This is a genomic window from Cupriavidus sp. GW822-FHT02D05 (assembly GCF_058802485.1).
Window position 1 is genome coordinate 1 of the sequence record NZ_JBXAOE010000050.1, and the last position, 12,399, is coordinate 12,399.

Genomic DNA, 12,399 nt, shown 5'->3' on the forward strand with positions numbered 1-12,399 from the left:
CGCCTTCTTTGCCTACTTTCTTGGCAAGACAAGAAAGTAGGTCGCCGCCCCGCAGGGGTGGTGAAACTGCAGTTGCCGTTGCCTTTGACCTTGACGTTAATCAGTTGCAGTTGCAACAAACAAACGAACTAACTAACTAACTAACTTCAATCACCCCGTTCATCGTCTCGTGCCCCGACCCACAAAAAATATCGCACAAGAACCCAAAACTGCCAGCCACCTTGGGCAAGGCCGAAACCCGCACGACCTTGCCGGGCGGCAAATCCTCCCGAATGCCGAGATCCGGCACGCTAAACCCCATGATCACATCCTGCGCGGTCAGCTCGAACACCACCGGCTCTCCGACCCGCAGCGCAATCCGGTTTGGCGTGAAGACAAACTTGCGCGCATGCACCTTGATCACCCGCGGCGCAGCGGCAGCGCTTTGCAACAGTGGCGTCCCGCCCGCCAGCGCCAGCAGGCAGCACAGCGCCCGCCTGCGGCTGATTCCTTCCCGTCCGATGACTGACATGACCAACTCCTGATAGCGAGTTCAAAGCAGCTCAAAGCCGTTCAAAGCGGCGTGGCACGATCTGCTCAACCATTGACAGGCTTCTCCTCGATCCCGACATCCCCCGACGCCCTGCCCGCTTCCACTTCCCGCCAGCCCAATCCCCGATAGGGCTGCGCCGGATCCCACGGCACCGGCAAGCGCTGCGGCTGCGACCCCGCCGCCGGCAACGGGTAGATCAGCGAGCGCGCCGCGTGGTGCGCGATATGCCCGGTCATGTGGTGATGCTCCTGGTGGATGTGCCCATAAAACACCGTCACGTTGGGATGCGGCATCAGCCGCTCGATGACCTGTGCGCCGTCCCGGGTAGCCCAGTCCCACTGCGGATACAGGTCGAACAGCGGCCGGTGCGTGAACACCACGATGCGCGCCGACTGCGGCTGCTGCGCAAGATCCGCGGCGAGCCAGTCGAGCTGTGCCGCGCCCACCCGCCCGGCAGGATCGGAGACGTTGTCCAGCACGATGAAGTGCACGCCCTTGTGGTCGAACACATAGTGCGTGGGCCCGAACAGTTCGCGATAGGCCGCGCCCTGGTCCAGGCTGGCGTCGTGTTCGCCCGGCATCAGGTGCACGACCGGCACCTTGAGCGCGGCGATGATCGACTGGAACTCGCGCATGCGCCGGCGGCGCTCGGCGGGGTCATCGGTCGTGTGGGTAAGGTCACCGGTGAACATCAGGAAATCCGGCGGCTCGGCCAGTGCGTTGACCGCTGCCACCGCCTTGGGCAAGGTCCCGCGCGCGTCGGGATTGGGCGGGCCCTGGAAGCCCCAGTGCGCGTCCGAGAGTTGGACAAAGTAGAACGCTTCGTCCCGCCCGGCAGCCCATCCGGGCAATGCCGACACAAACACCGCGCCGCCGGCGCACGCGGCAAGCCCGAGAAAATCGCGCCGCTTCCATGCTCGCTGCATATTGAGCTCCATCGGATCGATCGGATCGATCGGTTTGATCTGGTTGCTGTGGACCTGCCTGTCATACCGGCGCGCAGGCGCGTTTATTCCCGTTGCTGGCGATAATTTTTTTACGTGGTGGTGGTGAAAATCGGGAATAAACTCAGTGCATTCCCGGTATACGCGGCAGAGACGGAATGAACGGGGATGGCGCGCGATGCGTCCAACCCGGGCACCGAGCCAAAGGAGTGACGTGAACGCTGCCGACCAGCGCCGCCGTTTCGACGATCTGGTGCTTCCGCACCTCGACGCCGCCTACAACCTGGCCCGCTGGCTGTCGGGCAGCCCCGTGGAGGCGGATGACGTGGTGCAGGAAGCCTGCCTGCGGGCTTTCTGCTTTTTTGACAGCTTCCGGGGCGATCAGCCGCGCGCGTGGCTGCTGGCGATCGTGCGCAACACGTGGTTCACCACGTGGCGCAAGCGGCGCCAGCCGGGCCAGGCCGAGAGCGCGGGCTACGACGACGCGCATTTCGATGGCGAGCCGCTGCCCGGCTGGCAGGATAGTCACGGCGACAGCCCTGAGCAATGGCTGCTGCGCGCCGAGGATGTCCGGCTGCTGCATGTGGCGCTGGAGCGCCTGCCGCTGGCCTTTCGGGAAGTCCTGGTGCTGCGTGAGCTGGAGGACCTGCCTTATCGCGACATCGCCGTCATCGCGGAAATCCCGCTGGGTACCGTGATGTCGCGGCTGGCACGCGCGCGCAAGCTGCTGGCGGCGGCAGTGCTCGACTTGCGCGCGGAGGGCATGCGCGGCATCGGCACCCAGGGCGGCGCCGACCTTGGCGCGGCAGGCACCCTGTCCACCGCACCGGCAACGGGCAGGGCCGCCGCGGCAACCGCCGTCCACGCCACGCCGGCGCAACCTGCCGGGGAGACAGGCCATGAACTGCAATGACGCCCGCCTGCTGCTGCAGGCCAATGCCGACGGTGAGCTCGGCGCGGGCGATGCCTTGCGCCTTGAACGGCACCTGGCGCAATGCACGGCCTGCACCGCGCAGCTCGCGCACCTGCGCGAACTGCGCACCGTATTGCGCGCGCATGCGCCCTACCACCGCGCCGGGCCGGCCCTGCGCGCACGGCTGACCACGGCGCTGGATGCAGCCCAGGCCGCGGCTGGCTCTGGCGCTGCGGCGGCGCCAGCCGGCAACGGTGGCGCATGGTGGCAATGGATGCGGCGCTATTTCGAATGGGGTCCCGCCGCCAATGCCGCCATGGCCGCGCTGACGGTGGCGACGCTGGGCATCGGCATGGCCCAGTACGCGCTGAGCGATGGCTCCGGGCCGACGGTGGAAGGCGAGATGGTAAGCAGCCATGTGCGCGCGCTGATCTCGGGGCACACGATCGATGTCGCCTCATCGGACCGCCACACCGTCAAACCCTGGTTCAATGGCCGGATCGACTACGCGCCGTCGGTACGGGAACTCGCGCCGCAAGGTTTCCCGCTGGTCGGGGGACGGCTCGACTACGTGCACGGGCGGCCGGTGGCGGTACTGGTCTACCGCCGCAACCAGCACCCCATCGATGTGTTCGTGCTGCCAGCGCGCACGGCGGACAGCAAGCCAGCCCTCAACCCCGGCCACAGCCAGGCACCCGCGCAGATCGAGGCGCGCCAAGGCTACCAGCTGGGGATCTGGGAGTCGGACGGCATGCGCTACGCGGCCATCACCGATGCCTCGGCCGACGACCTGCTGCGCTTCACGCAGGCCTGGCGCGCGGCTGGCGACAACCGCGCGCCCTGAGCCCTGAGCCCTGAGCCCTGAGCCCTGAGCCCTGAGCCCTGCGCCCGGCGCCCGGGCTCAGGCCAACACGAACGGCAACTGCCGCTGGCGCTTGCCGGTGAGCGTGAACAGCGCGTTGGCCACCGCTGGCGCAATGGCTGGCACGCCCGGCTCGCCCAGGCCGGTGGGCGGATCCTCGGATGGCACGAAGAACACGTCCACCACCGGCGCATCGGTGATGCGCGGCGGCGGATAGTCGGGGAAGTTGCTGTTCTTCACCACGCCGTTTTCGATCTCGATGGCAAAGCCCGGCCGCGTCATCGCCAGCCCGAACACGCATGCGCCCTGCACCTGTGCCTCGGCCGACATGGGATTGACCACGCGGTTGGCATGCACCCCGGCCGTCACGCGATGCACATGTGGCTCGTTTTTCACCAGCGACACCTCCACCACATAGGCCACCACCGTGCCGAACGACTCGTGCACCGCCACGCCCCAGGCCTGGCCCTTGGGCAGCTTGCGCTTGCCGTAGCCGGACTTGTCCACCGCCAGCTGCAGCGCCGCGCGATGGCGCGCGTGCTTGCCCGCGTCCAGCCGCGCAAGGCGGTACGCCACCGGGTCCTGCCTGGCATTGGCGGCCACTTCGTCGACCAGCGTTTCCTTGACGAAGGCGGTGTGCGTGTTGCCAACCGAGCGCCACCACAGCACCGGCACCGCCACCTGCGGGTGATGCACCGATAGTTGCAGCGGGAAGCCGTAGTCGTTCTCCACCAGGCCTTCGACCATGGTTGAGTCCACGCCGCCCTTGACCATGAACGCCTCGAACGGCGTGCCGGAGAGGATGGACTGCCCGACCACGGTATGCTGCCAGCCGAGCACCTGCCCCTTCGCATCGGTGCCGATGCGCGCGCGGTGCACATGCAGCGGCCGGTAGTAGCCGCCGCGGATATCGTCCTCGCGGCTCCACATCACCTTGAGCGGTTCGTCATGCCCGTTCTTGACCCAGGCCAGCAGCACGTTGGCCGCTTCGACCAGGTAGTCGGAGGTGGGCACGGCACGCCGGCCGAACCCGCCGCCCGCCATCATGGTGTTGAGCGTGACCTTGGCCGGTGGCAGCCCGAGCACACGCCCGATGGCGGCCTGGTCCACGGTCTGGAACTGCGAGCCCACCCATACCTTCACGCTCTGCACCGCCTTGCCCGACACCTCGGCCTGCAAGGTGCAGTTCAGCGGCTCCATCGGCGCATGCGCAAGATAGGGAAACTCGTAATCCGCCGAGATGGTGCGCGCGGCGCCGGACATGGCGCCCAGGTCAGCCTGCAGCGCCACAGTGCCGGGTTGCGCGGCCAGCGTCCTGTACTGCGCGAACAGGTCCTTGGTGGAAACGCTGGAGCCGCTGTCTTCCCACACGATCTCCAGCGCGTCGCGCGCCTGCTTGGCCGGCCAGTAGCCATTGGCCACCACCGCCACGCCGGTGCCGCCGCGATCCACCGGCACCAGCATCACGTCGGCCACGCCCTTGATCGCGCGCGCCTTGTCGGCGTTGAAGGATTTCACCTTGCCGCCAAAGCGCGGCGGGCGTGCCACCACGGCCACCACCATGTTCTTGAGATGCACGTCAATACCGAAGGCGGTGGTCCCCTCCAGCTTGCCGCGCGCGTCCAGCCGGCGCGTGGGCTTGCCGATGAGCTTGAACTGCGCCGGGTTCTTGAGCGTTACCTGCTGCGGCACCGGCAGCGCCATGGCGGCCTGCGCCAGGTCGCCAAAGGTGGCGCGATGGCTGCCGGAGGTGACCACGCCCAGCGCCACCTGGCAGCTCGCCGGATCGACCTGCCACTGGGTAGCCGCGGCGGAAACCAGCATGGAGCGGGCGCGCGCGCCCAGCTCGCGGTATTGCTGGAAGGAATGGTTGAGCGCGGTGGAGCCGCCGGTGATCTGCATGCCGAAGGCGGGATCCTTGTACGCATCGCCGGCGGGCGCCAGCGTGGCGCGCACGTTGCGCCAGTCCACGTCGAGCTCTTCCGCCAGCGCCATGGGCAGCGCCGTATGCACGCCCTGGCCGAATTCGAGCCGGTTGACCGCCACCGTGACGGTGTTGTCCGGCGCGATCAGCAGGAACGCCTGCGGCGGTGAAGGCGGGGCCTTGGGCGCCGCGCCTTCCTGCGCCAGCGCGGCCTGGGCTGGCAAGATGCCGAGCGCCAGGCCGCCGCCGGCAAAGCCGGTCAGCTTGAGAAAACTGCGGCGGTCCAGCGCGGCGACGCCGCCGGCGTCCGCGTGCCTGCGATTGCCGCCGGCCAGCGCTTCGAGGTATCTGATTCGCATGGTGTCGTCCCCTTAAGCCAGCGCGCGCGCCGCGTCCTTGATGGCCGCGCGGATGCGCTGGTAGGTGCCGCAGCGGCACAGGTTACCGGCCATGGCCTGGTCGATATCGGCATCGCTTGGGTGCTTCTTGCTGCGCAACAGCCCGACGGCGCTCATCACCTGGCCGTTCTGGCAGTAGCCGCACTGCGCCACATCGTGCTTGATCCAGGCGTCGAGCACCGCGCGGCCAACCTTGTCGCCGGTGACGCCTTCGATGGTGGTGATGCGCGCGCCTTGTGCCGCCGAGACTGGCGTCACGCAACTGCGCGTGGCCTGGCCGTTCACATGCACGGTGCACGCGCCACATGCGGCCATGCCACAGCCGAACTTGGTGCCGGTCATGCCAAGGCTGTCGCGTAACGCCCACAGCAGGGGCGTGGAAGGATCAACGTCTACCTGCAACGGCTTGCCGTTGATATCTAGCGTGGTCATGGGGGGAGCTCCTTGGGTCTGTTTGCCCTGGTCCGCCCCCGGCATGGTGCAGCGGTTCGATCCGCAGCGCCGCGCCGGCGGCGGCCGGTCAGCAGCGTGCGCCCCAGCCGCGGTGCGCACGCCGTACAACCTTGTGAGCATAGTGCAAAAAGGGCAGTCGCGTGCGGTACCGTGCACCGCACCCGGGCGGCCTCAGGCCATGCCTTGCGGCGCGCGGTCGATAAAGCCCGTCATGCATTGCAGCCGGCCGTCCGCCGCCACGGTCGCGAAGTCGGTGCCGGCCACCACGGCTGCCGCACCCGCAGGCGCCAGTTCCCAGGTAAAGCGCAGGTTGCCGCCGTGTGCGTCGACCGGCGTCACGCGCGTAAAGTGAAAACCCGGAAAGCGCGCCTGGACGGCGGCGATCATGGCGTCGATCCCGGCGTGGCCGTCACCGCGCATGAGCGGGTCGACATAGCTGGCGGACTCGGTCCAGGCGCCGACGATCAGCGCGCGCCGGCGAGCTGCGTCGGTTTCGTTCCAGGCCGCAAGATAGCGATCCGCCAGGGCGGCAAGATCGGAGGCAGTGAAGTTGGCGGCGAGGTTGGCAGGTGCGGCGATGCGATCCGATTCGGACATGGTCTTCTCCTTGGTGTGCGTGAGCAAGCTGTCCATATCATCGGTGCGCGCAGCGCTACGCGCGATGACGCGCGGGGTAATTGCCGTCGCGTCGTCACCGCGCGCCCGAGGGCCGCCATGGCTGGCGAGGTGGACGCGTTTCGCGCCGGTCCGATATCCGCGCCAATACCCCTCCTCGGCAGGGCAATGCCTGAAACGCCTGTATGACTGGACCGGCAGCGCGCCTGTCCGCCTTGGCAGCAGACCGGCCGCCGGGGCCGGTTGCGGCTCGCCGCCGGCCACTCTCCTACCGCAAAACGGCGTCCGGCGCTAGTCCGAACAGCGGGAACACAGCGGGGTTTATCGCCTCGTGATTCCGGCGTATCGCCGCTATATTGATCCATTAAGCTGGGCCGTGCGTGCAACCTGCCCGACGCCCGCCCATCGCCTCAATTTCGAGAACGCAGCTTCAGGCTGACGCCACATGACGCCAGATTTGGATGTCCGCCCCTTGCCCACCACCTACCCGCGCTGGCAGCGTGTGTCGCTATCCGCCATCGCCTTCTTCCTGCTGGCCCTGGCCGGGCTGGCCGTGTCGCGCTACCCCGGAAACGTGGCCATGCTCTGGTTGGCCAACGCTTTCGGCCTCGGCATCTTGCTGCACCAGCGCCGCAGCGACGCGCCGTGGCAGCTGGCCGGGATGCTGGTGGCGGGCGCGGCGGCCAATGCGGCCATGGGCGATAGCCCCGCCATTGCGTTGGCGCTGGCGCTGGGCAACGTCGCCGAGATTGCCTTCTCGGCGTGGCTGGTGCGCGCCATGACCGGCGGCGCGACGCTCTCCCGTCCGGGCCCGCTGGCGCGCTTCGCGCTGACGCTGGGCGCGGCCAGCACGCTGGGGCCGACGGTAGGCGCCACCATCGGCGCCGCCACCATCGGCACCGCCTACCACAGCGGTTTTGGCGCGGTCTGGTGGACCTGGTGGACAGCGGACTCGATGGGCATCGTCATGTTGCTGCCGCTGATGGTATCGATCACGCGCGAGCGTTTCGCGGATACCTTCCGCCGCGCGCAGCTGCCCCGTTTTGCCGGCCTGCTCCTGCTGAGCCTGGCGGTGGGCGGCGTGGCGCTATATAAGAGCAACGAGCCGTTCGTGGTGATGGCGCTGCCGCTGGTGCTGGCGGCGCTGCTGACCAATCCCTTTGCCACTGCCCTGCTGACGTTGCTGGCCATCTGCGGCACGGTGGCGCTGGGGCTGATCACCGCGTCGCTCGGCCTGGGCGCGAACGAGCCGTTCCTGCTGCAGTCGGTGCAGCTGTCGACCGCGCTGATCATGGTGTTCCCGATCTGCATTGCCTTCCTGCTGGAGCAGAACCGGCGTGACCGCAGCGAGCTGCGCGGCAGCGAGCGGCGCTTTCGCCAGGCCATGGAGCATTCGGCCATCGGCATGGCGCTGGTAGGGCTGGACGGCCGCTGGCTGCAGGTCAACCGCGCCATCTGTGACCTGTTTGGCTATGATGCCGCCGAGCTGGCGGAGCTGCCTTTCCCGACCATCACCCACCCGGACGATCTCGCCCCCGACCTGCACCAGGTCGAGCGCCTGCTGGCCGGCGAGATCGAGTCGTACCGGATAGAAAAGCGCTTCCGCCACAAGGACGGCCACTATCGCTGGACCTTGCTGGCCGTCTCCCTGGTGCACGACGAGAACACGGGCAAGCCGCTGCATTTCATCTCGCAGGTGGAAGACATCGACGAGCGCAAGGCCGCGCTGGAAAAGCTTGAGGCACTGTCGCGCCGGACCCAGCTGGCGGTGGAAGCCGGCGGCGTAGGCATCTGGGAATGGGACATTGCCAGCGGCGCGATCGAGTGGGACGCGCGCATGCATGCGCTGCACGGCGTCGATCCTGCCCTGGGCGCGCCGGACATCAAGCGCTGGACGGCCATGGTGCATCCCGAGGATGTCGAGCAGGCAAGCACCGAGATGCGCGAGGCGGTGCGCGGCACGCGCACCTTCGATACCGAATACCGCATCCAGCGCCCCGACGGCGCGGTGCGCCACATCCGGGCCATGGCAATGGTGCTGCGCCAGGACGATGGCACCGCGGTGTCCATGATCGGCACCAACTGGGACATCACCGAACAGCGCCGCCTCACCGAGGCGCTGTTCGAGGAGAAGGAACGCCTGCATATCACGCTGCGCTCCATCGGCGATGCGGTGATCTGCACCGACGCCACCATGGGCGTCACCTTCATGAACCCGATCGCCGAGCAGCTCACCGGCTGGACCATGCAGGCGGCCGCCGGCCAGCCGCTCGAATCCATCTTCCGCATCGTCGACGAGCATACCAACGCGCCGATCCCCAGCCCGGTGGAACAGTGCCTGCTGACCTTGCGCCCGGTCTACCTGCAGGACGGCGCAGTGCTGCAAAGCCTGACCGGCGACCGCCATGACGTGCAGGACTCCGCCGCCCCGGTGCGCACGGCTACCGGGGAGGTCATCGGCGCGGTGCTGGTGTTCCAGGACATCACCGGCGCCCGCGCGCTGCAGCGCGAGCTGGCCCATTCGGCCTCGCACGATGCGCTCACCGGCCTGCCCAACCGCATCTGGTTCGAGAAGCGGCTGCGCGAGGCCTGCGAGGCTGCGCGCATGCAGCAACAGCATCACGCGCTGTGCTTCATCGACCTGGACCGCTTCAAGATCGTCAACGACACGGCCGGGCATGCCGCGGGCGACGTACTGCTGCGCGAGCTCGGCCACGTGATCCGCTACCACGTGCGCCCGGACGACCTGCTCGCCCGCCTGGGCGGCGACGAGTTCGCGCTGCTGCTCATGGACTGCACGGTGGACCAGGCCGAGCGCGTGTGCCAGAAGATCATCGATGCCATCCGCGGCCAGCGTTTCCCGTGGGAAGGGCGGGTCTACGATGTGGGCGCGAGCATCGGCATTACCGCCATCGACCACGAAACACCGCCGATGGGCGAGCTGATGAGCCGCGCCGACGTAGCCTGCTACGCCGCCAAGGCGGCCGGGCGCAGCCGCGTCTCGGTGTACCGGCGCGACGAAAGCGATGCGCAGCGCCACCACCAGGAGCTGCAGGTTGCCGCCGGCATCCACTCGGCGCTGGATGCGAACCGCTTCCGCCTGTTCGCCCAGGAGATCCGCGCGCTGCAGGAGCACAACCAGGCCGACCGCCATATCGAGATCCTGGTGCGCATGGTCGACGAGCAAGGCAAGCTGGTGATGCCGGGCGCGTTCATCCCCGCCGCCGAGCGCTATGACCTGATGGGCCACGTGGACCGCTGGGTGATCCACCACGTGCTGCACGAATTCGGCGAGCGCCTGACCGCGGTGCCCAGGCTCACGGTCGCCATCAACCTGTCGGCCAATTCGCTGGGCGAGCCGTTCCTGCTGCCGTTCCTGCACGCCGAGCTGTACGGGTCCGTGCTGCCCGCCAGCCGCATCCAGCTGGAGATCACCGAGACCGCGCTGATCAACAACATGGCGGCGGCCAATCGCCTGGTGACCGAAATGCGCAGCGCTGGCTGCACCGTGGCGCTCGACGATTTCGGGGCGGGCTTGTCGTCGTTCTCCTATCTCAAGCAGTTTCCGGTGGACTATCTCAAGATCGACGGGAGCTTTATCCGCCACCTGGCCGGCAGCGCGGTGGACCGCGAGATCGTCAGCTCGATCAACGATATCGGCCATCGCCTGGGCATGCTGACCGTGGCCGAATCCGTGGAGGACGAGGAAACGCTGCAGGCCTTGCGCTCGCTTGGCGTGGACTATGCCCAGGGCTATGTGATCGGGCGGCCGATGCCGCTGGAATTGTTCCTGGAGAGTTGCCCGACCCAACCCGTGGACAACGCCTGAGTCACCTGGCGTGCGTGGCTGGCGGCGGCGTGCGCCGGCCGCGCCATGCCCCTTGGATCACACGCTGGCGCCCGCACGGGCGCCAGTTCCGCTTTCAGCCCCGTCACTCGTTCGGAAAACCGAACGCCCTGCTGCCCTATCCGCACGGAAATCCGAACCGTGCGCCGAGCGCACATTAATTTCTCCTTGTTTTTCAGCAGCTTAGGCGCCTTCGGCACGGCCTTTGGCCTGGCACGCCTCGTGCAATGTATGCGCCGGCCCCAAGCGGCCATACAGGTCGACGGTTGGCTCCCCCCGTGCCAGCCCGGACCCAAAACAATGGAGGAAACAATGATCGACCCCGCCTTGCCGACCTTGCCCACCACACCGGTGGGCGCCGGGCACACGCTGCCCGTGCCCGTTCGGCATGGATCAACGCATTGATCCGGAATGATTCCGGATTGAACAGGCACTGATCTTCCCGGCTGAGGCCGCATGGCGCTGTCCCCACGACGGCAACGCCATGCCAGAAGGCTGCCAGCCCCCCCGCAAAACAGCCGTCCGGCCATTGGCCGGGCGCATCGGCCCGACTTCTGATGAAACTGAACCGACTGCCCACCCTGATTTTCATTGCGATGCTGCTTGGCGTGCTGGCCGGCACGGCCGCCCACCACTATGTGCCGGACCCCGCCGCCGCCAAGTCCATCGCCGACCACCTGTCCATCCTGACCGACGTGTTCCTGCGCATGATCAAGATGATCATCGGGCCGCTGGTGTTCGCCACCCTGGTCAGCGGCATCGCCAGCATGGGCGACGGCAAGGCCGTTGGCCGCATCGGCATGAAGGCGATGGCATGGTTCATCGCCGCGTCCATCACCTCGCTGCTGCTGGGCCTGCTGATGGCCAACCTGCTGCGCCCGGGCGAAGGCATGAACCTGGCGCTGCCGGCGGCGGACGCGGCCTCCAACCTGAAGACCGGGGCGCTGAACCTGCGCGATTTCATCGCGCACATGTTCCCCAAGAGCTTCGTCGAAGCCATGGCCACCAATGAGATCCTGCAGATCGTGGTGTTCTCGCTGTTCTTCGGCTTTGCGCTGGGCACGCTCAAGGACGGCATCGGCAAACCCGTGCTGGCCGGCATCGAAGGCCTGTCGCACGTGATGCTGAAGATCACCAACTATGTGATGGCCTTCGCGCCGGTCGGCGTGTTCGGTGCGGTCGCAGCGGTGATCACCGCCGAGGGCCTGGGCGTGCTGGTCGTGTATGCCAAGCTGCTGGGCGCGGTCTACCTGTCGCTGGCGCTACTGTGGGTGGCGCTGATCGGCGGTGGCTACTTCTTCCTCGGCCGCGACGTGTTCCGCCTGCTCAAGATGGTGCGCGCACCGCTGATGATCGGTTTCGCCACCGCCAGCAGCGAATCGGCTTACCCCAAGGTGATCGAGCAGCTCGGCCGCTTTGGCGTCAAGGAGCGCATCACCGGCTTCGTGCTGCCGCTGGGCTACTCGTTCAACCTGGACGGCTCGATCATGTACACGTCCTTCGCCGCGCTGTTCGTGGCACAGGTGTACGGCATCCACCTGTCGCTCTCGCAGCAGGTCACCATGCTGCTGGTGCTGCTGGTCACCAGCAAGGGCATCGCCGGCGTACCGCGTGCCTCGCTGGTGGTGGTGGCCGCGGTGCTGCCGATGTTTGGCCTGCCCGAGGCGGGCATCCTGCTGGTGCTGGGCATCGACCACGTGCTCGACATGGGCCGTACCGTGACCAATGTGCTTGGCAACGCCATTGCCACAACCGTCGTCGCCAAAAGCGAAGGCGCCATCGGCGCGCCGGTGCCCGAAGAAGCGGATGACCCCGCTGCCGACGGCAACCGCGGCCTGACACCCGTTCAGGTCCTGGCCGGCAAGTAACACTGCCAGCGCGCCAAGGCCCGGCCACCGATCAGGTGGCCGG

At 67.6% G+C, this 12,399-nt stretch carries 9 protein-coding genes; 4 read left to right on the forward strand and 5 right to left on the reverse strand.

Annotation, left to right across the window (positions count from 1 at the left end; all coding sequences use genetic code 11):
* Window positions 1-136: 136 nt before the first annotated feature.
* Both AC1RQK_RS38170 and AC1RQK_RS38175 read right to left on the reverse strand, forming a co-directional pair.
* Window positions 137-511: a cupredoxin domain-containing protein gene (locus tag AC1RQK_RS38170; RefSeq protein ID WP_492376463.1), complete on the reverse strand. Its 375-nt coding sequence runs from the start codon at window positions 509-511 to the stop codon at window positions 137-139.
* Between the two features lie 65 nt (window positions 512-576).
* On the reverse strand, window positions 577-1,458 hold the full coding sequence (locus tag AC1RQK_RS38175; RefSeq protein WP_253931857.1) for a metallophosphoesterase family protein: 882 nt from the start codon (window positions 1,456-1,458) through the stop codon (window positions 577-579).
* Between the two features lie 232 nt (window positions 1,459-1,690).
* Between AC1RQK_RS38175 and AC1RQK_RS38180 the strand changes: the two genes are divergently transcribed.
* Entirely contained in the window at window positions 1,691-2,389 is a 699-nt protein-coding gene (locus AC1RQK_RS38180) for an RNA polymerase sigma factor (protein ID WP_492814653.1), read from the forward strand.
* Window positions 2,376-3,233, forward strand: a complete 858-nt coding sequence (locus tag AC1RQK_RS38185; protein ID WP_492814655.1) for an anti-sigma factor family protein — start codon at window positions 2,376-2,378, stop codon at window positions 3,231-3,233. The genes AC1RQK_RS38180 and AC1RQK_RS38185 overlap by 14 nt, the downstream gene beginning before the upstream one ends.
* A gap of 57 nt (window positions 3,234-3,290) precedes the next feature.
* Here the strand turns inward: AC1RQK_RS38185 and AC1RQK_RS38190 are convergent, their stop codons facing one another.
* The 3 genes from AC1RQK_RS38190 to AC1RQK_RS38200 form a co-directional block, all read right to left on the reverse strand.
* Window positions 3,291-5,534: a xanthine dehydrogenase family protein molybdopterin-binding subunit gene (locus AC1RQK_RS38190; RefSeq protein ID WP_492814657.1), complete on the reverse strand. Its 2,244-nt coding sequence runs from the start codon at window positions 5,532-5,534 to the stop codon at window positions 3,291-3,293.
* A gap of 12 nt (window positions 5,535-5,546) precedes the next feature.
* Window positions 5,547-6,005 carry a (2Fe-2S)-binding protein gene (locus AC1RQK_RS38195; protein WP_150988428.1) on the reverse strand — a complete coding sequence of 153 codons (459 nt, stop codon included), beginning with the start codon at window positions 6,003-6,005 and terminating at the stop codon, window positions 5,547-5,549.
* A gap of 192 nt (window positions 6,006-6,197) precedes the next feature.
* Entirely contained in the window at window positions 6,198-6,623 is a 426-nt protein-coding gene (locus AC1RQK_RS38200; protein WP_492376468.1) for a nuclear transport factor 2 family protein, read from the reverse strand.
* 463 nt (window positions 6,624-7,086) lie between these two features.
* Here AC1RQK_RS38200 and AC1RQK_RS38205 point away from each other — a divergent pair, with 463 nt between their 5' ends.
* Window positions 7,087-10,470 carry a diguanylate cyclase gene (locus tag AC1RQK_RS38205; RefSeq protein WP_492814660.1) on the forward strand — a complete coding sequence of 1,128 codons (3,384 nt, stop codon included), beginning with the start codon at window positions 7,087-7,089 and terminating at the stop codon, window positions 10,468-10,470.
* Between the two features lie 575 nt (window positions 10,471-11,045).
* Complete coding sequence (locus tag AC1RQK_RS38210; protein ID WP_492814662.1) at window positions 11,046-12,356, forward strand: dicarboxylate/amino acid:cation symporter; 1,311 nt, start codon at window positions 11,046-11,048, stop codon at window positions 12,354-12,356.
* The last annotated feature ends 43 nt before the right edge of the window (window positions 12,357-12,399 follow it).